Origin of the sequence: Aquimarina spinulae, from assembly GCF_943373825.1 — a bacterium.
GTDB lineage: Bacteria > Bacteroidota > Bacteroidia > Flavobacteriales > Flavobacteriaceae > Aquimarina > Aquimarina spinulae.
Genome location: NZ_CALSBP010000002.1, coordinates 1,217,679 through 1,241,894, shown reverse-complemented (window position 1 = coordinate 1,241,894; position 24,216 = coordinate 1,217,679). Strand labels below are relative to the sequence as shown.

Annotated in this window: 19 protein-coding genes; 16 read left to right on the top strand and 3 right to left on the bottom strand. The window is 32.7% G+C overall.

What is annotated here, in order from left to right; translation table 11 throughout:
• Positions 1-46 precede the first annotated feature (46 nt).
• The 3 genes from NNH57_RS11120 to NNH57_RS11110 all read right to left on the bottom strand — a co-directional run bounded on the left by NNH57_RS11120 (position 47) and on the right by NNH57_RS11110 (position 7,208).
• Complete coding sequence (locus NNH57_RS11120) at positions 47-3,703, bottom strand: reprolysin-like metallopeptidase (RefSeq protein WP_082995068.1); 3,657 nt, start codon at positions 3,701-3,703, stop codon at positions 47-49.
• Between the two features lie 284 nt (positions 3,704-3,987).
• Positions 3,988-6,456, bottom strand: a complete 2,469-nt coding sequence (locus NNH57_RS11115; protein WP_108807318.1) for a hypothetical protein — start codon at positions 6,454-6,456, stop codon at positions 3,988-3,990.
• A gap of 149 nt (positions 6,457-6,605) precedes the next feature.
• Complete coding sequence (locus NNH57_RS11110) at positions 6,606-7,208, bottom strand: ribonuclease HII (RefSeq protein ID WP_074410368.1); 603 nt, start codon at positions 7,206-7,208, stop codon at positions 6,606-6,608.
• A gap of 134 nt (positions 7,209-7,342) precedes the next feature.
• On the opposite strand from NNH57_RS11110, the gene NNH57_RS11105 reads away from it, so the two are divergent.
• The 16 genes from NNH57_RS11105 to NNH57_RS11030 all read left to right on the top strand — a co-directional run bounded on the left by NNH57_RS11105 (position 7,343) and on the right by NNH57_RS11030 (position 24,190).
• Positions 7,343-9,325 (top strand): putative porin, encoded by a 1,983-nt coding sequence (locus tag NNH57_RS11105; RefSeq protein ID WP_108807317.1) that lies wholly within the window; start codon positions 7,343-7,345, stop codon positions 9,323-9,325.
• A 126-nt stretch (positions 9,326-9,451) separates the two neighbouring features.
• Positions 9,452-9,919, top strand: a complete 468-nt coding sequence (locus NNH57_RS11100) for a hypothetical protein (protein WP_132065928.1) — start codon at positions 9,452-9,454, stop codon at positions 9,917-9,919.
• Positions 9,920-10,057: 138 nt separating this feature from the next.
• Positions 10,058-10,309, top strand: coding sequence for an FUSC family protein (locus NNH57_RS11095; RefSeq protein WP_074410390.1), 252 nt, complete (start codon positions 10,058-10,060; stop codon positions 10,307-10,309).
• A gap of 145 nt (positions 10,310-10,454) precedes the next feature.
• Positions 10,455-10,922, top strand: coding sequence for a hypothetical protein (locus tag NNH57_RS11090; RefSeq protein ID WP_132065930.1), 468 nt, complete (start codon positions 10,455-10,457; stop codon positions 10,920-10,922).
• 580 nt (positions 10,923-11,502) lie between these two features.
• The gene (locus tag NNH57_RS11085) at positions 11,503-12,318 is read left to right on the top strand and encodes a helix-turn-helix domain-containing protein (protein WP_254504157.1); all 816 of its coding nucleotides are present in this window, start codon (positions 11,503-11,505) and stop codon (positions 12,316-12,318) included.
• Positions 12,319-12,405: 87 nt separating this feature from the next.
• Entirely contained in the window at positions 12,406-14,049 is a 1,644-nt protein-coding gene (locus tag NNH57_RS11080; RefSeq protein ID WP_108807316.1) for a serine hydrolase domain-containing protein, read from the top strand.
• Between the two features lie 363 nt (positions 14,050-14,412).
• Positions 14,413-15,420 carry a hypothetical protein gene (locus NNH57_RS11075; protein WP_074410374.1) on the top strand — a complete coding sequence of 336 codons (1,008 nt, stop codon included), beginning with the start codon at positions 14,413-14,415 and terminating at the stop codon, positions 15,418-15,420.
• Between the two features lie 211 nt (positions 15,421-15,631).
• Positions 15,632-16,240, top strand: coding sequence for a hypothetical protein (locus tag NNH57_RS11070; protein WP_108807315.1), 609 nt, complete (start codon positions 15,632-15,634; stop codon positions 16,238-16,240).
• 100 nt (positions 16,241-16,340) lie between these two features.
• Positions 16,341-16,955 carry a hypothetical protein gene (locus tag NNH57_RS11065; protein ID WP_199915402.1) on the top strand — a complete coding sequence of 205 codons (615 nt, stop codon included), beginning with the start codon at positions 16,341-16,343 and terminating at the stop codon, positions 16,953-16,955.
• A 44-nt stretch (positions 16,956-16,999) separates the two neighbouring features.
• Complete coding sequence (locus NNH57_RS11060; RefSeq protein WP_074410377.1) at positions 17,000-17,392, top strand: hypothetical protein; 393 nt, start codon at positions 17,000-17,002, stop codon at positions 17,390-17,392.
• Positions 17,393-17,618: 226 nt separating this feature from the next.
• Positions 17,619-18,506 carry an alpha/beta hydrolase gene (locus NNH57_RS11055; RefSeq protein ID WP_074410378.1) on the top strand — a complete coding sequence of 296 codons (888 nt, stop codon included), beginning with the start codon at positions 17,619-17,621 and terminating at the stop codon, positions 18,504-18,506.
• Positions 18,507-18,541: 35 nt separating this feature from the next.
• Positions 18,542-19,009, top strand: a complete 468-nt coding sequence (locus NNH57_RS11050) for a GNAT family N-acetyltransferase (protein ID WP_074410379.1) — start codon at positions 18,542-18,544, stop codon at positions 19,007-19,009.
• A gap of 156 nt (positions 19,010-19,165) precedes the next feature.
• Entirely contained in the window at positions 19,166-20,590 is a 1,425-nt protein-coding gene (locus tag NNH57_RS11045) for an SBBP repeat-containing protein (protein ID WP_108807314.1), read from the top strand.
• 107 nt (positions 20,591-20,697) lie between these two features.
• Positions 20,698-22,392 (top strand): histidine kinase, encoded by a 1,695-nt coding sequence (locus tag NNH57_RS11040; RefSeq protein WP_159099151.1) that lies wholly within the window; start codon positions 20,698-20,700, stop codon positions 22,390-22,392.
• Positions 22,389-23,081 (top strand): LytR/AlgR family response regulator transcription factor, encoded by a 693-nt coding sequence (locus NNH57_RS11035; RefSeq protein WP_074410382.1) that lies wholly within the window; start codon positions 22,389-22,391, stop codon positions 23,079-23,081. The genes NNH57_RS11040 and NNH57_RS11035 overlap by 4 nt, the downstream gene beginning before the upstream one ends.
• Before the next feature lie 161 nt (positions 23,082-23,242).
• Positions 23,243-24,190: a TolB-like translocation protein gene (locus tag NNH57_RS11030; RefSeq protein ID WP_074410383.1), complete on the top strand. Its 948-nt coding sequence runs from the start codon at positions 23,243-23,245 to the stop codon at positions 24,188-24,190.
• The last annotated feature ends 26 nt before the right edge of the window (positions 24,191-24,216 follow it).

The following is a 24,216-nucleotide window of genomic DNA, read 5'->3' as shown; positions in this document are numbered from 1 at the left end:
GCATTTCTCAATGCATCGCTTACCATAATTAACTATAATCGAATATTTACTCTTGTACAAATTGAAAAGATTTGTATTTACCTTCGCCTCCCGGGTTAAGTTTCAGGATATATAATCCAGATGGTAATGCACTGGTATTGATTGTTTTTTGAACTAGCTTACCTTTCATTACGATTTTCCCAAGAATACTTACAATCTCATATGAAGTATCTTTTTTAGAAACGATTACATGTAGTAAACGATCTTTTCCTACAGGATTAGGGAATGCAGATACTTCTACTTGTTTGGTAGTTGTTGTGCCCTCTACGGTTACTAATGATCTTGCAGAAGGGCTACCGATTGTAAATGTTGTAGCTTCAGAAGATCCAAAAGATCCTCCAGAGGCTATTGTAGTTCCTTCCGAAGTAAGCGTATAGGATCCATTACCATAGGCACAGCAGATACCATCACCATACGTGTCATTAAGTGTAAAAGTATAGGTTCCTGGTTCTAAACACTCTGTAATTGTTAATGTTGATCCATCAGGTTGAGAGTCATAAGTTCCTCCCGATGCAACGACCTGGTTATTGCTATCGGTAATTTGCCAGCTTGTCTCTTGTGGGTAATTATCAAAATTAAGAGTTAATACCACATCAGTACAGGTAGTTTGTGATCCTCCTTCACTTAGACTTACATCATCTATAGCTATATCACCTTGCCAGGTGTTGCCTGTAACCCCATTAAAACGTAATTGTACTGTAGAACCTAAGTATGTATTTAAATCTACATTTGCCGATTGCCATGAATTTCCTTGATTTCCTGATTTAGACCAAACCGAGGTCCATGTAGCACCATTATCATTACTGGCTTCTAATGCTAAACTACCCATAGTTGAAGCACCATACATGTGATACTTAAATGAGAAATTAGCTTTTGTCTGGGCGGTTAAATCAAAACAAGGAGAGTTAAGAATTGCTCTTTTGGTAGGATAATTAGGCGTAGACGATTCCATATACACATAATAAGTTCCTTGTGAAGCACTAGAAGGCCCAGTGTTTCTGGATGGAGTTCCGTTAGCATCTACAGCCCAGTCAAAATCATCTCCGGTTGCCTGTTTCCACGCTCCAAGAGTATTTTCAAATCCTTCAGTATATGGAAATGATGAAATCTCTCCGGTACAAGACGAACCTCCTGTATCTGGAAGTGTCGTAATATTTACAGTATTACTGGCATTAGATTCGTTACCAGAAGCATCTTTTGCTTTTACGCTGAAGCTATAAGCAGTATCTGGTGATAATCCAGTAACCTGATAAGAAGTAGTAGTAACTGTAGAAATCACTGTAGTACCTCGATAAACATCATATCCACTAACCCCTACATTATCGGTAGAAGCATCCCAGGAAAGATCAACTGTGGTCTTTGTAATATTAGAAGCTGCTAAATTAGCAGGAGCCGTTGGCGCCTGAGTATCTGGTTGAGAAAGCGTAGTGGCATTAGCAGTGTTACTGAAATTAGATTCATTACCTGCTGCATCCTTTGCTTTTACTCTAAAACTATATGATGTATTAGCTGATAATCCGGTAACCTGATATGAAGTAGAAGTTACTGTTGTGACTACAGTATTTCCTTGATAGATATCATATCCTGTAACTCCTACATTATCTGTAGCCGCGTTCCAGTTAAGATCAACAGTGGTTTGTGTGATATTTGAAGCAGCTAAACCATTAGGAGTTGTAGGGGCTTGTGTATCTCCACCACTTCCTCCAGAGATTTCAAAATTGGCATTAGAAATATCGTAGAAAATATGTCCTGATCCTCTAACCATTATTCTGTTCTGTGTTCCTACCGCATTTGGTACAGTGATGCTATGAGAACCATCATTAGGTACTGCAGAAGCAATTGTCGTTGTATACGTATTTCCTCCATCGGTAGATAGTAAAATATCTACGTTGGCAGCATTAATACCATTACCAGTTGTTCCTGCAACATCCCAGGTAACGGTTTGTGTTGATCCCGAAGCCCAGTTAACATTGGTATTGGGTGCATTAACAACAAAAGGCCCAGCTGCACCTGCAACGGTTATTTTTGTATCGTCACTGGCAGTACTTGCTCCACCAGATGCATTATCTCTTACGGTAAGTCTAAAATTCATTGTTCTGCTTACAGAAGGAACAACTTCCCAGGTAGAAGAGGTTTGCCCCGAAATCACTGTTGGTAATGCTGGCATATATCTATCAGGCGAAGCAGCTGGAGTCAAAGATCTAAAAGCAGGTCCGTTGGTCGAAGTGGCAACAGGTGGCATAGTTGCAGGTTGCGCGTCCATTTGCTCCCAGCAATACGTAAGATTGTTTCCCGAATTAGTATCAGATCCATTACCTTTTAATACAAATGGTGTTGAGGCAGGAATCGTATAATCCTGTCCGGCATTAGCAGTAGGGGCAGCATTACCAGTATTGCTTTGGGTACCACATGTACTGTTTCCCTGCGAAATATTCTGCCACATTTCCTGGATGCTAATTGCATGAAAATAAGCATCACTATTGTTTTGTACGTTTGGAGAACAAATACCAGCATATCCCATAATCGTAGAAGCACTTCCTGGCTCTACAGATGCATTAGATCTCTGACAGCTATTGTTTTGAGTATGATTTCCACCGTATTGGTGTCCCATTTCATGAGCAACATAATCTACATCATACGCATCTCCGATAGGACGACCACTTCCTGTGATTCCTCGTGCCTTAGAATTTGTACAAGGAGATCTAAGTTGTGCCAATCCTCCTCCTCCGGTGCTAAATGCATGTCCGATGTCATAATTGTTAAAACCAATAGCATTGTCACAAACAGTCTGACTTTCATTAATTAATGCATTGGCATTACTATTACTTAAGTTATCGGTATTAGCGTCTAGAAAAATGATATCTGTATTATTATTTACCAGTACCATGGTAAGAGCAAGGTCTCTTTCAAAAATACCATTTACTCGAGTCATAGTAGTATTTACAGCAGAAAGTACAGCTTCTTTTTTTACCTGATCAGAGGCACTAGAGCTAATTCCCTGATTGTTGATATGAAATTGAGAATATTCTCCGGTACATGCGATAGCTAACCTAAAAGTTCTTAGTTTGCCATCATTGGCATTTTTTAAAGCATTGAATTGTTGATTAGAAAAGTTTGATTTAACGTTTTCTTCAACCAGACACTCAAAACTATTAGGATCAGCAGGTAGATCTGCTTTAGCATAACAGATATAACTCGTTTTGTCTTTTGTATAAGGATCAATGTAAATGGTCGAATGATTTCCAGAAGTTATCATGGCGTGTAAACCAACATTAGAGAAACTAAACCTGGCAATAGATGTAGGATCATCAATCCCGTATCCAACAAAAGATTGGATACTTGGAAATCGTTTTGCGAGCCCTTCTTCAAGAACAGAAGCTTCAAGAACTCTAAATTTTTGTAATACTCCTTTTGCAGTAGGGAGTTGGATTACAACACCAGAACTTTTTTGCTGTACTCTTGATGGTGTACGTTGCAAGATAGATCTTAACGCTGTAGTGTTTAAGTTAAATAGTTGATACTGCGTTGGAGTTGTTTTTCTAAGTTCTTTGGATTTGGCTTGTGCTTTTGCAGGAGATACGGGACTCCATAGTTGTGCATTAACACTAATACTCACGAGTAAGAACGTGAGCACCAGTATTTTGTTAAAAATACTTGTTTTCATAATTGAGTTTGGTTTGTGTTAGTAAATCTATGTCATTGGCTGTACAACTCTTAAACATGAAATTTAGTACTTGTAAAATAACATTTAACATAAAATAATAATAACCGACTCAAAATCTTAAATTAATGTTAAATAATATGTATGAATGTATTTCCTTAAAGTAGTAAGGTGAAAAGCAAGGAAATGCTCTGTAGTACGGAGTTATGTGTGAATTGAGTTCTGATAAAAGAAAACATGAAATTTAAATTTCAAGTTTTCTTTTATCGATGTTTTTTAACAATAGATTAATTTATTTGGTAGATAAGTACCCCATTTTCTTCTCCCTGAACTACAAATTCGAGATTAGGATCCTTATCCATATTCCCTAAACTTAATACAGAATTACCATATACCGGAAAATTAGGAAATAGCTCTGCATTGCTATCGTATAAGTATACTTTTTTGGCTTGTATATCTGTAATGGTAACATAAATCTTATTATTGATAAAATAAAGTTTAGGCTCTGTATACACTCCAAAATCAAGTTCAAGGGTTTTACCTTTTATAGTAAGCTTATTTTCAGAAAAAGTAACCAGGGTTTTATTGGTAGCTACCATTCTATTATCCTCATGCAAACTTAGATTTTGCTCTACAGCATTACCATCGTTTTGTACTTGAATTAATTTTCCACTTTTAGTAGTAGATGTAAATTTGTTCAGGTATTGGTACCATTCATTTTTAGAAAAATCAACTTTTTCTTTTACATTAATTCGCGGTTTACCTATTCGATCTAGGATAGTTAATGTTCCATTTTTTTCAGAAAGTAAAATATAATCTTTGGTTCCGATTCTAATATGTTTTGGCGGTAAAATAAGATCTGTTTCTGTGTTTTTAAACCTAAAACCGGTTACAGCTTTTGCCTCTGCATCAAACATTTTTATTTCATTGCCCTGGGTAATAACAATACGATAACGTTTGCTTTTGTCATAATCAAATAACGCAAGAGGTTGTGTAATTGGTTTTTCAAATGTCTTAGGATACGGTTTTACATCTTTTCCATCGCGATCAACCAGATATAAGGTATTGGCAGTATTAAATAATAGTTGGTATCTGCCATTTTTGTAGATATCGATTTGTTGAATATCGCCTAGTATTTCACCATCGACTTGTTTTTTCCAGAAAATAGCACCTTTATCAGAAATTAGATATACATTGTTTTCGATATCCTGTACTGCAACATCCATACCTTTGGTTCTGTGGTTTTTAACAAGAACAGGCCTGGTTAATACCTTATTTTCCAGAGTAGTTGACGCGGTTTGAGTGACAGATGTAGCGGCACCTTTAGCTCTGCTTTTTTGTAAAATGCTATGCACGTGAGCAAAATCGTTTTCTTTTACAACCTGTACAATTCCTATTTGATATCCTTTATTTTTAAGTGCTTCCCATTGCGATGAATGTTCTTCTTCAACATTTTTAGAAATGTATTCTTTTATGTTTTTGATAGTACCTGCTATTAATATCGAAGATTCGTCGGATAAATCTTTTACAGTTGCTTTGTAATACTCTTGATCATAGAGTAATGTTTGATTCAGGATATTAGCAATAATATCTTTAAGAGCTCTTGTAGAAGATCCAAAAATGATAAAATCATCCCGAACAAAATAAAACTTGGCGTCAAAATCGGTAACCAAAGGAGTAAGGATTTGCGAAAAAGCAGAGGAGCCTTTATAATTGTATATCGGTGTATTTCTATAGGTGTCTACTTTATCTCCTGCCAGACTTTCCTGAGCCGTTTCGGGATTAAGAGAGTTTAGAACTAATATATTTTCTTTTTCGAGAAAAATCATACCGATTTCAGAAACACCTGATAATATATCGTCAAGGTCTCCAGGGATATCTTCTAATTCTCTATCCTGTGCTACGGATAGATTTTTCTTCAATACATCAAAGTCATCGTAAGTATAAGAGATAAAACCTCTTGCAGTAACAGGTGTCACTTTTGAAATTTTATTTTCCTGGGCAATTGTATTATCAAAAATCCCAATGGTACTGGATAGTGAATCTTTTTCTATAGCAATACCATCCAGATACATTGCATCCTGTCCTATAGTAGCATCGGCTGATATCCAACCGCTAAAATTTTGCAAGCTTTTGAGATCTGTATTAGGCAGTAATGTATTGTGAATGTTTTGTAATTTTTTTCCATTAACCAGTACAGATAATGTGTTTTCGGTACCAGACACTTCATATACTTTTTGTAAATCTTTATCAATAGGAATTGGAGCGGCTTGCATTCGTATAGCATTTTCGATCAATAATTGAGAAGAAGAGGCAATAAGCAGGCTATCCTGTCGGGTAGCAAAAAATGACTCTCCCTTTGATGTCACCTTATAAATGGTATTCTCAGAATAATTTATTGTTTCAATTTGCTTTGTATTTAGCGAATCGGTATTGATTACAGCAGGGTCGAATTTTGAAATATAAGTATATTCATAATCGTTTTTTCCCAATGGAGAGAAACATAATATGCTTTCTGTCTGATGAGTTTGATCCAGAATAGACAAGTTTTTGAAGTATTCAAAAAAAGCAACCTGGCTATTGTTTTTGATAAAATTATTATCTCTTAATTTACTGGCAGCACCTTCAAGATCATTAATTTTTATAATAATTTGAGTATCTCTTGGGATGTGATCCAGTAAAGAATTTGATTTTTTCGATGTGTCCTCGCAAGAAATAGCAATAAAAATTAAAAGAACAGCAGTTATCTTTTTCATTATGCCAATGCGTTTTGTATTCCTGAATTTGGTTGTCAAAATAAAAATTTTCAGTTTCCCGGTTTGCAAAATATAAAGTCTAATATAATGATCGAAATATAATTTAATATATTTTAAAATTTTCTCTTTCTTCAGCCTCAAAGATATAACTATTTAAGATCTAGTGTAAGTTGTTCTGGTAATAACCTAAAGCTTTTCCTGTGATATTTGGTAATTCCATATTTACGAATGGCATCCCGATGTTCTACTGTTGGGTATCCTTTATTCTTTTTCCAATTGTACATAGGGAACTCTTCATGTATTTTTTCCATAAACTCATCACGATATGTTTTTGCCAATACAGAGGCTGCTGCAATATTTAAATATTTTCCGTCTCCTTTTATAACGCAAGTATAGGGTATATTATGATATGGCTTAAACCTGTTTCCGTCTACAATGATGTGTTCTGGCTCAGGTTGTAATTGCGCTATCGATCTTTGCATAGCCAGAATAGAGGCATTTAAAATATTGATCTCATCAATCTCTTCCATAAAAATATGTGTAACACCGTAGGTCAAAGAGGAGTCTTCTATTATAGGTTTTAGTAGATTTCTTTTGGCTTCGGTAAGTTGTTTAGAATCAGTAAGAATCGAATTATTGAAATCATCGGGTAAGATTACGGCAGCTGCTGTGACCGGACCTGCCAGGCATCCTCGCCCTGCCTCATCGGTACCACATTCGAGAATGTCTGGATTTAATTGTAATGTAAGCATATTACGAAGATACGGTATGAATAGAATACCAAAAAACTATTTTTATAAATTGACTAAAAAGTTAATTTAAACAAACAATGAGTATCATTTACTTTCGTTAAAAAAGTATATTTTTGCCACAGTTTAGCATTCTAATGAGAAAAAACATAATATTTATAGTTGCACTGTTATCGGTTTCGATGATGTGGGCACAAAGAGATCAGGAGAGAGTAGGTGATTCTAATCTAGGAGATGGATCTCAAGAACCCAGAAAATCGTTAAGGCAGCCAAAGACTAAAAAAAAGAAGCCACCGGTTACAGACTATAAGATCATTACGATAAAAAATGATACAACGTATCAGGATACGACATTAACGATACGAAAGGATTATAAGTTTAATTATCTGCGTAGAGATGATTTTGAGTTACTTCCTATTCATAATGTTGGGCAAACCTATAATAGTTTAGCAAAGCGAGAAGAGCGAGACCATATATTACCACTTATGGGAGCCAGGGCCAGGCATTTCAATTTTATGGAAGCCGAAGATATAAGATACTACCAGGTGCCCACTCCGCTTACAGAGTTGTATTTTAGAACTACCTTTGAACAAGGGCAGCAATTAGATGCATTTTTTACGGTAAATACTTCACCAAGACTTAATCTTTCGATCGCTTATAAAGGTGTGCGATCTTTGGGGAAATATCAACATGCCTTAACGAGTACTGGTAATTTTAGAGCTACAGCTAGTTATTCGACCAAAAATGACCGATATAAAGTACGCACACATTTTGTGTCACAAGATTTGCTTAATGAAGAAAACGGAGGATTATCGGCAGAAGGATTAAACCAGTATTTGGGTACAGGCGATTTTGTTGGAGAAGATGACGAATTTGCAGATCGGGGTTCGGTATCTGTTAATTTTCAAAATGCCGAAAGTATATTGCTCGGAAAACGATTTTATCTAAATCACGAATACGCAATACTAAAAAAAACAGATAGTTCTTCTACATCCTTGTCTGTAGGACATATTATGGATCTTACAGATAAGAGATTTAAATATGATCAGGCAGCAATTGCTCCTAATAATCTCTTGGGGGCATCCTATGTAGCTACAAATATTTCAGATAATGTAGCCTTAGAAGATTTTAGCAACCAGGTATTTGTGGATTTTACCAATAAGTGGTTGGGGAATCTGCGTATACTGGGCAGAAGCTCTAATTATAACTACGGGTATAATGCAATTGTAAATCAGGTAAATAGCTCTGGCGCTCAAATAAATATAACAAACCGTATTAAAGGAGATATATATTCTGTTGGAGGTGAGTATAAGAATACCTATAAAGGATTTCAGCTGTTTGCCGATGGAATGAACATTGTCTCTGGTGATTTTACAGGAAATTATTTTAATGCAGGTGCTGGATATGACCTTAATGAGAAATATGGTATCCGAGCCAAAATAAGCTCTAAATCTGTTGCTCCCAACTATAATTTTTTACTTTACCAAAGTGATTATGTAAACTATAACTGGCAAAATAATTTTGATAATACCGAAACTCAAAAAATACAGGTTAATATCAAAGCTAAGAAAATTGCTGAAGTAGAAGCGAGCTATGCTACAATTAGTAAATATACCTATTTTACAAAGGATGCTAATGCTGCAATTGTACCTCTACAAGCTCCAGAAAGTATTGATGTATTGAAGGTAAAACTTACACAAGGACTTAAATACTGGAAACTAGGTCTTGATAATACCGTAATGTACCAAAACATTCAGGGAGGAGATCAAATATATAATGTACCCGAAATTACCACCAGAAACAGTTTGTATTATCACGATCACTGGTTTAAAAAAGCATTGTATCTACAAACAGGAGTCACCTTTAAATACTTTACAAGCTATAAAGCAGATGCATACGATCCTGTGTTGTCCGAGTTTTATGTTCAAAATGCAGAAGAGATTGGTGGTTACCCTCAGTTTGATATCTTTTTTAATGCTAAAGTACGACAGACAAGAATCTTTTTTAAAGTCGAAAATTTTGGTGAAGCCTTTAGACAGAACAACGAGTTTTCTGCACCGGGATATGCAACACGTGATGCTGTATTGCGCTTTGGTCTGGTTTGGAATTTCTTTTTGTAAGCGAATCCTTTATTATATAGTATCATGATAAAACAAATGTTTACAAACGTGTAGAAATAAGTACAAATAGGTATATGCATTTTGTTGCATATATAACATTGTTGTAGATAACTCAAAATTAACATTTTGAATAAACAAATACGAAATAGATTGATTCTACTTCCAATCTTAATGATTTTGGGAGTTGTCTTATTTTATAAGTTTATGACTTATGACAGAAATTATACTTGGTCAAAAGAGTATTATTTTGAGGTACAAAATGCTATTGTTGATTTGGATTTTGAGGTTCAAAAACCTATTAAGATTAATCCTAAGAATGTTCAACTTTCAAAGGAAAAATCTGTTAAACTAAAAATTCAAAAAACGTTAAATAAGCTTGATTTAATGAATTATGGATATGAATATGGAGAAAAAATCATTCTAAATTCAACTAATTCTAACCAAAACATAATTTGTAAAGGTTGGTGCTTAAGTGATCATTTAATCGGAATTGAAATTGAATATAAAAATTTGGATTACTCTTCTTTAAAAAACATAAAGGATCGGTTTGAAACTCAATTCTCAAACTATAAGATTATTTGGAATGAAATGTAAAAAACTATTTACAAAAACATATATGTGATCATAGCAGTTAAGTGATGAACCACATGGTTACTATATTTTATGAGGGCGCAATGCTTGCAGAAAGTAAAAGTTAGCAACCAATACGCAGAAAAGATCAAACAACGCAAAATGAAAGAAAAAAAGCTGTCAGGATTAACTAATGAAGAACTTTTAAACGAGGCTAAAAAAATGAAATCAACCGCAATTATAAATGCTACATTAATTGGAGTGTTAATCGGGATTTTGATTTATAGCATTGCAGTTAATAATCTTGGTTTCTTAACTTTAATACTTTTATTTGCGATATATAAATTGGTAAATAATTCTAAATATAATAAACGAGAAATTGAAAACCTTTTAAAAGAGCGAAATTTAAAGTAGAGGATAATGAACATTTGTAAAAATTGAAATTCAAGATCGGATTAGTTTGAAATAAAGAGAACTACACACAATAATTTGTATATTATATATGCTCCCTTCGAGAAGCAAACATAACATACAAGAGACCTTGTACTACATTAACAAAATGAGATATTTCACAAAACGAAAAGTAACCATAGTTATAGTCTTTCTTATCATGATTATCTTATGCAGAGAATTCTTGTGGAAGACAAGAGCAACTTCTTATCTTGATGAAAACATTAAGATAAAAATTGTTTATACTCCTCATTTTGTTTTCGGAATTGACCCAATGGTAACAAAAAAGATTATTGTTGAAAATATAAAAACGGAAAACACTTTAAAAATTGAAATAATATCGCTTGAATGGGATTTAAAATTCTTCGTTGAAAAGACCCAAAAAAATGAAAATTTGAAAATAGCTGATATGTATCTAGGGCAAAACACTTATAATTATGAAACTTTAAATTTAGATCCCAATACTGAAGATTGCTTTAATCCCGAACTCAACTATTGTGGAGGGTTTAGTGAAAAAGCTTGGAAAGAATTAGGCAATTCAAATCTATATTTTGACGGAGATAATTTTGAAAAATAAACGAGGACAACAAAATATATGGGATCATAGCAGCTTGATGCTTAATCGAATGGTTGTTGTATTTTTATGAAAGCAACATGCAATAGATATCGACAACAAGTTGAAGAAACATCATAAACAAACTAAAAACATTACCAAAAACAGCCTTTAAAAATAGTATAATCACAGATACTGAATACACTTATAATAAAGTGAATTAGCATTGCTGCAAAAAATCGTATTCACTTATAAATAGGTAGTTTTATAAAAGAAGAATACAATAATGTGCGAATTCAATTTAAATATTTTCAACCTTATTATAATAGCGTCTATATGTATAGGAATCACATTTGGGTTATTACTAATTTTTACTAAGCGGATAAATAAAAAAGCTAATGTACTACTTGGCTTAGTTACTTTTATTATTGTTTTTTGGAATATTTGGATATTGAGTTTGGATTTTCAAATCACTAATTATATACCACATTTTTATTTAATACCATTAAATTACTCTTTAGCTCTTGGACCATTATTATATTTATATGTAAAAAAAATAACCAACTTTAGTTATCGTCTTTCTAAAAAAGACAGCATTCATTTTTTGCCATTAGTAATAGAACTCGCGATACATTTTATGATTAGTCGTGATGCACTTGTTAATAATACTATTGGTATAGAAACGAATACCTACCTTCAATTAATGCCTGTCGTTCAGTTTTTTGCAATTATTTCTATAGTAACCTATTGTTTATATGCCCTAAAAGAAATTAAAGCTTATCATACATGGTTAAATAAAAATTACAGTAATAATGACGCATATAGTTTAAGATGGTTATATAGGTTGATTATCGTATTTGCTGTACTTTGGTTTTTGTGGACACCCTATACTATTATTGATTATGTAGTATTTAATTTTCAGTTAAGCATAAGTGATTATTACCCAATTTATGTAGTACTGTCTATTATCACTATTTGGATTAGTGCAGAAGCTTTTTTAAGACCAGAAGTAATTTTACTCGAGGCTAATAGAGAAAATAGTATTGATAAAGAAAAGCCATCTGAAGAAATCTTCAAAAAAGCATCTTGGTTAAAAGAGCAAATGGTAACTAATCGTTTTTACCTTAACTCAGAATTGACATTAAAGTCTTTAGCAGAAAATCTTAATATGCATCCCAATATTTTATCTAAAGTAATAAACGATGGTTTGGATAAAAATTTCTCGGATTTTGTAAATGAATATCGTGTAAATGCTATTATCGAAAAACTACATAGTGGTAATTATGATCATATAACCTTATTAGGTTTGTCTTTTGAGTGTGGTTTTAATTCAAAAACAACTTTTAACAGAGTCTTTAAAAATATTAAAGGCATCACTCCTTTACATTATAAAAAGTCAATAAAAAACGACTCTCAATAGCGTTAAATGAGTCCCATTATATAATATGGAGCTTTTGTAAGCCTTGATAGATCTATGTTTGTTGAATAATTCAATTATCAATCAAATATGAAATCAAGTTATTTAATACTTATTGTTTGCCTCATCGTAGCTTGCAATACCAGTAAAAGTTCAACACCAAAAAAATCTCAAACCAATGAAATTGAGAATCTATTTTTTTCAAAGGCTGACTTTAAAAAAAATAGACCTAGACCAAATAACTACGTCAATAGTTTTACACTTAATAAAGATGAGTTTCTGAACATTCATTTTACATTAGATAAACCTCTTGTTGAAAGTCTTAAATTATTAGCTCCAAATTTATCACAAGATCAATTATTAAATAAAGGGAATTTTCAATTTTCGTTTTTAGTAGATGGTAAAAAAATTCATGTAGAAAATTTAAACAAAGGTGCAGGAACTATAGATTCTAAGACAACCAAACTTAAACATATGGTTCCGTTAATGTATCCCGAACAGATTGACTTTTGGGGTTGGTTTATGTGGCTAAAGTTTATGAAATTAAGTGGAGGACAAGATGTTCTCGCACAAGGCAACCATTCTTTAACTATTGAAATAAGACCTTATTTAAAAGAAGAAACGCTAAAAGTAGGTGCGATTTTAGCCAAAGGGAATATAACGATCGAAGTGGCCAAAATTCCTATAGATGAAAGTCTAATACCAGTTCAAAAAATACAACTCGATAGTGGTTGGCAATTATCTAAAGATAGTTTTGATCGTCACAAAATAGAAGCACTAAATAGAAAAATAGCTGAAAAAAGATTCGAAAATATTAATGGAGTTGTCGTTATAAAAGAAAATAAGCTTTTAATAGAAGAATATTTTAATGGTGAAAACAGAAATAGCTTACACAACTCAAGATCTGTAGGGAAATCATTTGCATCTACAATGCTGGGGATTGCTATAAAAGAAAACCATATCAATAGTGAAAATGCATTTTTAAAAGATTTTTACAAATTAAAATCCTTTAAAAACTATAGCAGTAAGAAAGATTCTGTAACATTAAAATCTCTTCTAACTATGAGTTCGGGATTTGTAGGTGATGATAGTGATTACAATAGCCCAGGAAATGAAGAAAATATGTATCCAACCGATAACTGGGTTAAATTTTCACTTGATTTACCAATGCAGAAAGATAAAACAATAGGAAAAGACTTTACTTATTTTACTGCTGGAGTCGTGATCTTAGGAGATATCATTCATAAATCTGTTCCTGAAGGATTAATTTCTTATGCAGATAAAAAATTATTTGCACCACTTAATATTACCAATTATAAATGGCAATACACACCACAAAAAGTTGGTAATACCGCTGGCGGAATACAGCTAAGAGCCATCGACTTTGCTAAATATGGACAATTATACAAAAACAAAGGAAAATGGAATGGCAAACAAATTATAACAGAAAAATGGGTAGAGAAAAGTGTATCAAAACAAGTATCACAAGCCTATGCTGGTATAAAAGATAGCCACTACGGCTACCTTTTCTGGAATAAAATATATACTGTTAATGGCAGAGATTACCCAGTTTCTTTTTGTAGTGGTAGAGGTGGAAATAAGATTTTTATCTTTAAAAATATTCCTTTTGTTGTCGTTATTACGTCTTCTGCATATAACAATCCAAATGCTCACGCTAATGCAGACAAAATGATGAAGGAATATATATTACCCGCAATAATAGAGAAAAAATAAAGCCAATAACCAACAATGTATAAAAACGTAGGACGGTTTAAGATAGTTTTAAAAGGCTTTGACTGATTTACTAAGTCGCCAAATCTTAAATTAGACATTCGCAAAAAACGATAAAAGCAAAATATTTATATTTGATTTAGTACCAATCTAAAAATTATCGTTAATTAACCGTCCTACATTTCTTATACGAAACGTTAATAATAATTTATAATAGGATTTCTGTATTCAAACTCTCAAAAGATAAGAAACAAATAACCTTCTAAGCTCGAGGACTCTATCTAATTCATCAAAAAAGATTCACAAGGATTGTGTAACATAAATAAGTTTTTAAACTCTGATATTTAGAATCAATCAATCAATCAAATGAAAAACTTAAACATTTATTTCCTTATCCTTATTTTAACTTTATTAGTGAGTTGTAACTCAAATTCGAAAAAAGCTACTAATTCAGGAAGTAAAGAAGTAATAAAGAACTCTTCAATCCATAAAATTGAAGACACCAGAATTATAAAGGTTAAATTAGGCGTTAATTCCAATCAGATATCTAATGAATGGAAAAATGTATTAGTAAGTAGGAAGAATGCTGCTATACTCGACTCTCTATCAAATGTGATTAAACAAATAACAAAAGAAGAACAAGATTGGATCAACTTAATTGAATCCAAAACAACTAAATGGAATGCTTTTAGAGACTCACTAAAAGTACCTTTTCAGAATATCAAACTTAAAGACACCGTCTCTATCCTTTTAGGGTATCAAGGTGGTGATGATGCTTTTACCTATAAAAACAAAACTATTTGTCTCGATGTAAATGCACTACACAGAGAATACGGATCTGCAAAAAAAACTGTTAATGACAATCGAATTGACCGTATATTTGCACACGAATTTACACATTTACTTCATAAACAATGGGCAAAGGAAAACAACTTGAAACTCGATACATTCAAAGATCAGATTTTGTGGGAATGCGTAATAGAAGGCTTTGGGATGTATCGCTCGATGTCGACTAAATGGTTTCCTGTAGGGGATTCTTTATCCTCGACATCAAAAAATACGTTCAAAAATTTATATCCAATATTTACTGAAAGAATCATTAAAGTATCTACACAGTCAAACCTTACAAAGGGAGAAGAAAGCAATTTGCACGCAAACTTATCCAGAGGTCCTATGAAAAAAAAATGGGGAGCTATGCCAGTTGCGGTATGGCTCGCATTAGAGGCAAAAGAGGATGATGAGAATCTTGTGAAATGGGTGAACAAAGGACCAGATGCCGTAATTCTATTAGCTAAAAAATATTTAACAGGGGAAAGTAAAACTAGGTTTGAAAAAGCTTTTCCTGATAATCCGGGCGATAAAAAAATCAAGTAACTTTTTTAAGTTTAAAACATAGGAGTAAAAAACAGATAAACGTTTTATAACATTGTGTCCTAATTAATACAGCGGAAAATCGTAACAGATTTTCCGCAATTAATCATATACATAAACCGTTAGCTATAACTATATAATGAGTGATGTATTCAATAACTTAACATAACAAACGTTCTCAACTTAAATTATCACAAAACAAATGAGTTGATTTATGGGTAAGCAAAAGTTAGTACTTATAACATTAATATTCTGTTTATTCAATCTAAATGCTCAAGAAAAGAGTAATATAACTTTTCGAATAGAACCTGGGATTCTCCTATTTTCAGAATCCGGAAATTTAGAATTATTACTTAATGTTGAACCCAAAATTAAAATTTCAGAAAATACAGTTATTGGGTTGAGATTTGGGGTTGCATTAAATTCTCAAAAATTTGAAAATAATGATGGTGGTCAATTTAGTATTGATGACCAATCTGATAATGCTGTCATTTCGTTTGTACCGACTTTCGATTATTACTTAAATCAAAATAATTATCGTCCTTATGTAGGTTTAGGCTTAGGATATTATTTGTTGAGCTATATCGATGTTTCCCCAGTTGGCTCTGCAGATGTGTTAGAAGGAAGTGTTAATAACCAGATAGGCTTTCTAGTAAGAGGAGGACTTGAATTAGGCAAAACAAGACTTGGATTAGAATATAACCTTATTCCGAAAGCAGATATTGAACTATCGAGTGGCCAAATCATAGGAACAGTAGATAGTGGCTATTTAGGACTGTCTATTGGATTTACAATCGGAGGTAGGAAAAGCCAGAATTATTAGCAGAAGATATTATGAGATTTTATAAGACGATTGAATGGTAAACCGAATTTGATATAAATCAAATGATACATTATAATTTAGATTGACCTTTGTGAAAAAAATGATGAGACGAATTCATTATATCTCGGGGATTATAATTACAATTTTTATAAGCTTTCATTTGTTTAACCATAGTTATAGTCTTTTTGGGGTAGAGGAGCACATCCGATTAATGGGTAAATTTCGTTGGGTATATAGAAATGTTTTTGTCGAAACTCTTTTATTGATAGCAGTGTTCATTCAGATTTTTTCTGGGATACGACTATTTTTAAGAAGGAGAAAAAATACCACTGGGTTTTTTGAAAAATTACAAGTATGGAGCGGATTATATCTAGCCGTTTTCTTCCTATTTCATCTTGGGGCAGTATTCGCAGGTAGATTATTTTTAGACTTAGATACCAATATTTATTTTGGAGTAGCAGGATTGAATACTTTTCCGATAAATCTATTTTTCATACCCTATTACGGGCTTGCTATACTTTCATTTTTTGGCCACATTTCGGCTATTCATTATGCTAAAATTAAAAATAACGTATTGGGGATTACCCCTCGAAAACAATCTGTTTTAATACTTGTACTTGGTGTAGTAGTAACACTGGTACTATTTTATGGATTAACAAATGGATATAGAGGAATTGAAATACCAACAGAATATCATATTTTGATAGGAAAATAAAGAACGAACACATAACTTAAGATGAGTTCACTAAAAAATGAGTAATGAATACGTATTTATGTATAGCAGGAATTCTGTGTTTTCTCTTAGGAATTGTTCACTCAATTCTTGGAGAATATTTGATTTTTAATAGCAAAAGAAATAAAGGAAGCTTGGTTCCGTCAAAAAAAAACGAAGCATTAAAAGAAAGACATTTAAGGATATTATGGGCAACCTGGCATTTGGCTTCAGTTTTTGGTTGGGGTATCGGAGCGATATTGATCAAAATTTCCGCAGAACAAAATGAACTAAATCCAACTAATATTGGTTTTATAATTCAGTCCATCATGTATACCATGTTTTTGGCATCTCTTTTGGTTTTAGTAGGTACTAAAGGAAAACACCCGGGATGGGTAGTTCTTTTGCTAATCGGGATACTATTAGTAATTGGGAACTAATCAAAAACAGCGGGATACTATAGTGTACTAGATTGCATGATCTGGGTATAATTAAGACTTTATAAGATCGTTTTGGTATTTATAGAAACGGTTATTAATATGTGTGCAAAATTACGTAATAAGTATATGTGTACTAGTACACATATATCATTGTTAGTTGCAATACCAAACATTATAAAAATTTAAACAATGAGAAATTAACACATTTATAATAAGGAAAGAAAACATGAAAACAACGAAATTATTAATATTGACATGTGTTTTATCACTCAATACCGTCGTTGCTCAAGAAAATAATATAAACGATGAGACACAAACGGTAGAAAAGTCTTATTTAGAATTACCTCGGATACAGGTAATCCCGATAAAGGACGCTAAAAATGACAGGCAATATGAACTTTATATTAAGCTGCCAGAGGGATATTCAGAAAACGGTGATATCAAATATCCCGTGCTTTATTTTACTGATGCAATGAAGCACATCGAAATATTATCCGGCTCCGCTGAACACGTGGTGGAAAACGCTATTTTGGTTGGTATTTCCTGGCAAAAAGATCTAAAAGGAAAATTAGGTGCATTAGGAGAACATGCAAGTAGATTTCGAGATTACTCAATAATGAAATCAAGTAATCCAGAACATCAAGCTAAATATCAACGTGGGCAGGCCAGTAATCATCTGGATTTCATTCGTAACGATGTTATTAAATATGTTGAAAACAACTATCAAACTGATTCTGATAACCGCAGCTATTTTGGGTATTCCATGGGCGCTAAATTTGGAGCATACATATTATTTGTACAACCAGACACTTTTAAAAACTACATTCTTGGTAGCCCCGGAGCTTTATTAGACGGATCATACATTTATGAACATGAGCCTATTACCGCCTTGAATCAAAAAGAGTTAAATGCTAATGTTTTTGTGTCAATTGGCGCATTGGAAAAAGAAAGTATGCTTGGACATGCTAAAGGTCTTGTTTCCATATTGAAAAGCAAAAAATATACAAATTTATCATCAAAGCTTGTGGTGATTGAATCTGCTGACCATGGTGGAGCTTTTCCCATGTCAGCAGTTCGTGGTATGTATTGGTTATCAGGCTTGACAAAAGAATAGCGTATCAAAGCATAAACCGAATCTAAAACTTAGTGATGAAGATATCTTTAGCAGAAAAAAAAGATCTTAAATCAATATTAGAATTGCAAAAAACTTGCTACTTAGAAGAAGCAGAATTATATAACGATTTTTCAATTCCTCCATTAACACAAACCTTAGCATCAATTGAACTTGATTTTGAAAACGAAAAAATCTTAAAAATTGAATCTGATGGAGAAATAATAGGCTCTGTTCGAGGAAGTTTAGACTCAGGTACCTGCAAGATTGGTAGGTTAATTGTAAAAAAAGAATTTCGAAAACAAGGGCTAGGAACACGATTAATGAACCAAATAGAATCTCAATTTGACGTAGCAAAGCGTTTTGAGCTGTTTACAGGACATAAAAGTGATAGGAACTTAGTACTCTATACTAAACTTGGATATTCAGAATTTAGAAAGCAAAGGATAAACAAAAAACTAGAATTAATTTTCCTCGAAAAAAACAATACTAAAAACAATCATTAATACGGTGTAAAATGTATCAACCCTAAACTTAATCTAATATCTTTTTCATAGAATAACTTCATGTGATATTCACACGATCCTCGTGCATTTCACCATTTACCTTTACATAGATAAGTACTTCATAATTAATTTTGATTTTAAAATAAAAATCATGTTATGAAAAAACTATTAATTGCAATAATGATTATTCTAACTTTTGTAAAAGATGAGTTGTATGGTCAAGAATTGTCAACTTCAACTCTTTATTCGACATACTATGGGAGCAACGGAACCGATGATGCCGATGTTGTTGCTGTCGACTCAGAAGGAAATACATACCTTGGTTGCCACTCAAGCTCTGCAGATTTACCTGGAGCTAATCGATACCCATATACTCTTAGTGGAGGAATGGATGCTTTTGTTGTGAAACTAAACAAAAAAGGAACAGAAGTTGCCTACTTAACTAAACTTGGTGGGGCAAAATGGGATGCTATCCAGGGACTCATATCAGATTCTATAGGGAATATCTATGCCGTAGGAACTACATATTCGTCTGATTTCCCTATAAACCCTAATGGATTTCAACCAAATTTTGGAGGAAAGAGTGATGCTTTTGTTGTTAAAATTAATCCCAAAGGTGAAGTCGTTTGGTCAACTTTTCTAGGAGGTAGTAAAGATGAAGATGGTAGAGGTATAGCTATTGATCAACAGGGTAATGTTCATGTTATTGGTAGAACTAAGTCTAAAGATTTTCCTACTTCAGAAGGAGCCTTACAATCAAAATCGGCTGGGGGGATAGATGCTTTTATTGTTACTCTTGATCCTAATGGAAAAATGCTGACATCAACTTATATAGGAGGGTCAGGTGATGACATTGGCTTCTCAATCAAATTGGATAGTATGGGGCAACTCTATATTGCTGGGACAACCAGTTCAATTAATTTTCCAGTTAAAAATGCTATACAAAGTGAAAAAAAAGGAAAAGACGATGCTTTTTTAGCCGTAATTGACCCAACTAGATCGATCATTAACTTTGCCAGTTACTTGGGAGGAAAAGAAACCGAACGACTTTACAGTATTGATCTTGACTCTTCGGGTAATGTATTTATGATGGGATTTACAAACTCTGTAGACTACCCAACAACTACAAAGGCGTTTCAAACTGATTTTGGAGGGGTTAGAGATGCCTTTGTCACTAGATTAAATCTAAATAAAAGAGAGATTGTATATTCGACTTATTTAGGTGGAGAGAAAGATGACAACCCCAGAAATCTTGTAGTCAACAAGCAAGGTTATGCATTCATTGTGGGTAATACAGCTTCCAAAAATTTCCCTATAGTTAATAGTCAAGAAAGAAACCTGCGAGGTGATGATGATGCATTTATAGCTATGCTTGATCCAAGCGGATCATTTCTTCGTTATTCTACTTTAATAGGCGGAAAAGGCCAGGATATATTCGAAGGTCTTGCCATAGGGACCGATGGTTCGCTAACCGTCTCAGGAGCATCAAATTCGATTGATTTTCCAACAGTAAATCCAATACAAACTACTTTTTTAGGTGGTCGATTTGATATGATTGTTGCTCGCTTATGGGTAGATTAAGTGAAATAAATATCGTTATTAAATAAATATAGAAGAAGTATCTTTATCATAAATAAGACTTTTAAGTAAAAATGAAATTACTGCTAATCATAAGTTTTTTTTTAAACATGCAGACAGTCCATAACATTCCCGAATATTCTGGGAATGTTATGGATTTAAGCACATTTGATATAGCTACTTTATACAAAGGAAATACAAAGCAATTTCTCGCAGATAACCTAAATGCCAAAGGTATTTATGAACACGTAAGTAAAGAAGAAGGGCTTTGGTATGTGACTCTGGATTTTAAAGTTACAGAAGAGACAATTAATAATAGTGATATTTGGATACAGTTTCGTACTAACGTTAATGCTGCTAATCTATATTTAAATGACAAATTACTTTTTAGAAATGGAAGAGTTGAAAACGTATCTCAAGCCAAAATTAGAGGTAAAAACTTAGTAAAAAAAAGAATTTCAAAAGATTATCTGGTAAACGGATATAACAAAATTGAAATAGAATTTACTAACTATAAAAATAAAACAAATGCAAATTTTAGAGATGTGTCTATCGGTAATTTAGAAGCATTTCAAAAACACACAGCCGTAATGACAACGGCACCCATTTTGTTTTTTGGGATATTCATTTTCTTCTTACTTATTAATTTAGTGCTGTATTTTTCTCTAAATAGAAAAAAAGTTTTTCTTCTATTAGCTCTTTTATTTTTGATTAATAGTGTATTAGTTGCTTATGAAGTACTGTATTGGAACGGTTTTGTTCCATCTGCTTCTTTTATACACAGCTATACCCTTAGAAGTGGGCTAGAACATATCACTTATTTTATATTACTTTTTGTTTTATACTTTGAATATGAATATCAAAAGAAAACTCTTTTTCTTTCAATTCTAGCTTTCATCATAGTTTATGCTTTTGCTGCTTCAACTAACGCTAATATTTCAGTTACTCTAAGTTTTTTACCTTTTGTTATGAGTTTACTTGCCTCGTTAAAAAAAGCGAAAAACAGAACGATTATTACAATATCACTATTTGTTTTGTTTCTTTTTAATTACCTGGACGACAGTAATAGTATTGAAAGTTACACTTTTGTATATAGTAATTTTATAATCACATCTTTAGTCTATAAGTTAGATAATCTCGGCATGATTATTTTTGCTCTGGTTATGATTTTCATTTCAGCAAAAGGGATATTGCATAAAACAAAATCACTTAATGAAGCAAAACTTAAATTAGAACGTCTTGAATACCAATTTTTACAAAAGCGTATTTTGCCTCATTTTATAATAAACTCTTTAATGTCATTACAACAATTGATATCAAAAGAGCCTGAAACTGCAAGTAAAATGATCGAAGCGTTATCAGAAGAGTTTCATTTATTATCTATAATGAGTAAAAAGAAACTTGTTCCGATACATCAAGAAATTGAAATATGTAAAGCACACCTTAGAATTATGAGTATTCAACAAAAGGCCAGTTATAAGATGAAGGTAAATGGAGTTATTGGCGATGAAATGATTCCTCCCATAGTTATTCATACTCTTGTAGAAAATGGAATTACTCATGGATATTCGGGTAATCAAGATGCTAACTTTGAATTAAGTAAGCAAGAAACATCAAGCTCGATATTGTATCATCTTTTTAATGATAGCGCTATAAAAAAGACAGATTTAATGCATACCTCGGGTACAGGTCTAAAATATGTAGAAGCTAGATTAGAAGAATGTTATCCCGGAAAATGGAAACTACATTCGAATAAAATTAAAAATGGTTGGGAATCCATTATTGAAATAAAACATAATGTATGAGAGTCCTAATTGTAGAAGATGTCACTCTTGTTGCTGATCGCATTTCCGATTTGGCAAAAAAGTACTTAATAGACTGTAAGATTAAAATATCACATACTTTAAAGGACGCACAGTATTGCATTACCGAGGAAGTATATGATTTACTATTCTTAGATCTTAATTTAAATGGTGAGGATGGTTTTAAACTCCTTAAATTAGTTGCGTCATCATCTTTCCAAACAATTATAATTACAGCAAACAGAGAAAAAGCATCTATAGCTTTTGACTTTGGTGTTTTAGATTTTGTAAGCAAACCTATTTTAGAAAAACGATTCAAGATTGCTATTAACAGATTTCTTAATAGTAATGGCATACATCGTGAAAAACTAAAATGCTTAGCTGTTAAATCTAAAAAAGGGATTAGTTTAATTAGTATTGAGGATATTGAATGGATTAAAGCTTCGGGGAACTATTCAGAAATATATACGATCGATAAACGTCGCTTTTTACACGACAAAAATTTAGAAAAACTAACAAAAATACTTCCAGATAGTTTTGTTAAAGTTCATCGTTCATATATTGTTGAAAAATCTAAAATTAGTAAAGTTATTAAACATGGTGGAGGGAAATATAGTCTAGAATTATTAAGTGGCGAAATAGTATCATTAAATCGTACAATGTATAAGGAATTCTTCCTGAATATGTATTGAAATAAAACACGAAACAAGAGGTCTGGTTAATCACCCGTTTTATGTGTACCTAGAAAACTTTTACGGATTTACCTTTGATTCGTTTTCTTTTATTAATTTAGTCCTAACCTACGCAACCAACCATATACAAAGCCGTTAACAAATTATTTAAATCAGAAAATATGGATAGAAGGTATTATTTCTTATCAATGATCGCATTCGTTTTTGTTTTGCAAAGTTGTAAACCGATTAACTCAAATAACTCCTATATAGATGAAAAACTACCAGGGATAGCACCAGAATTATTCGCTCCATCCTTTGTAAATACAGATGCTATAGAAATTAATACAGTATTTAATGCTTCGTTTACCGAAATGTTTTTTACCAGAATTATTGATGGTAGTTTTATTATACATCATTCTGATTTTGTTAATGGCAAGTGGACTGCACCGCAACCCATACAAATGTATGCTAACCAGGAAAGTGAATCTGTCGCAATTGATCCATCAATAACACAAGATGGCAATACTATGTATTTCCTTGGTGTTAGTCCTAAAGATCGTTTGAAAAAAGGTAAGCCAGACATATATAGAAGTCAAAAAATTGAAGGGAAATGGCAAATCGCTTCAAAGGTTGGATACCCCGTATCCACAGAAAAATATGTAGAATCGTATCCGGTAGTAGTTGCAGATGGAAGTATATATTTCACATCAAATCGCCCTGGTGGTCTTGGTAAAGGAGATATTTATAGAGCCCAATATCTGGGAGAAGGAAAATTCGATACCCCAAAGAATATTGGTTCTGAGGTGAATTCTGAAGAAGGCCAACGCGGCACCTATGTTTCTCCCGATGAAAGTTATTTGATTACAGGAAACACATATACAGATGAGAAAGGCTTTGCAATATCATTTAAAGAAAATAACAAATGGCAAGCTCCGGTTCATTTTGATATTGGTGAGTCGCTAAAGAAAGATTGGATTTATTTCTGCCCATATATGTCACCAGACGACAAGTATTTTTTCTTTTCAAAAAGATACAGTAACCCTCCAAAGAGTGGATGGAAAGGAGTAACCAAAGGAGAAGTGTATTGGGTAGATGTTAGTACTGTTTTTAAAGATCAAAGAAAATAGATAATGGCTAATATCAATATGCTAAG

Bases quoted from the DNA above. Each gene is read 5' to 3' on its own strand.
- NNH57_RS11050 (WP_074410379.1), top strand. From the start codon at position 18,542: ATGAAGATATCTTTAGCAGAAAAAAAAGATCTTAAATCAATATTAGAA.
- NNH57_RS11105 (WP_108807317.1), top strand. From the start codon at position 7,343: ATGAGAAAAAACATAATATTTATAGTTGCACTGTTATCGGTTTCGATG.
- NNH57_RS11035 (WP_074410382.1), top strand. From the start codon at position 22,389: ATGAGAGTCCTAATTGTAGAAGATGTCACTCTTGTTGCTGATCGCATT.
- NNH57_RS11090 (WP_132065930.1), top strand. From the start codon at position 10,455: ATGAGATATTTCACAAAACGAAAAGTAACCATAGTTATAGTCTTTCTT.
- NNH57_RS11030 (WP_074410383.1), top strand. From the start codon at position 23,243: ATGGATAGAAGGTATTATTTCTTATCAATGATCGCATTCGTTTTTGTT.
- NNH57_RS11120 (WP_082995068.1), bottom strand. From the start codon at position 3,703: ATGAAAACAAGTATTTTTAACAAAATACTGGTGCTCACGTTCTTACTC.
- NNH57_RS11080 (WP_108807316.1), top strand. From the start codon at position 12,406: ATGAAATCAAGTTATTTAATACTTATTGTTTGCCTCATCGTAGCTTGC.
- NNH57_RS11045 (WP_108807314.1), top strand. From the start codon at position 19,166: ATGAAAAAACTATTAATTGCAATAATGATTATTCTAACTTTTGTAAAA.
- NNH57_RS11110 (WP_074410368.1), bottom strand. From the start codon at position 7,208: ATGCTTACATTACAATTAAATCCAGACATTCTCGAATGTGGTACCGAT.
- NNH57_RS11040 (WP_159099151.1), top strand. From the start codon at position 20,698: ATGCAGACAGTCCATAACATTCCCGAATATTCTGGGAATGTTATGGAT.
- NNH57_RS11070 (WP_108807315.1), top strand. From the start codon at position 15,632: ATGGGTAAGCAAAAGTTAGTACTTATAACATTAATATTCTGTTTATTC.
- NNH57_RS11065 (WP_199915402.1), top strand. From the start codon at position 16,341: ATGATGAGACGAATTCATTATATCTCGGGGATTATAATTACAATTTTT.
- NNH57_RS11060 (WP_074410377.1), top strand. From the start codon at position 17,000: ATGAATACGTATTTATGTATAGCAGGAATTCTGTGTTTTCTCTTAGGA.
- NNH57_RS11055 (WP_074410378.1), top strand. From the start codon at position 17,619: ATGAAAACAACGAAATTATTAATATTGACATGTGTTTTATCACTCAAT.
- NNH57_RS11115 (WP_108807318.1), bottom strand. From the start codon at position 6,456: ATGAAAAAGATAACTGCTGTTCTTTTAATTTTTATTGCTATTTCTTGC.
- NNH57_RS11075 (WP_074410374.1), top strand. From the start codon at position 14,413: ATGAAAAACTTAAACATTTATTTCCTTATCCTTATTTTAACTTTATTA.
- NNH57_RS11095 (WP_074410390.1), top strand. From the start codon at position 10,058: ATGAAAGAAAAAAAGCTGTCAGGATTAACTAATGAAGAACTTTTAAAC.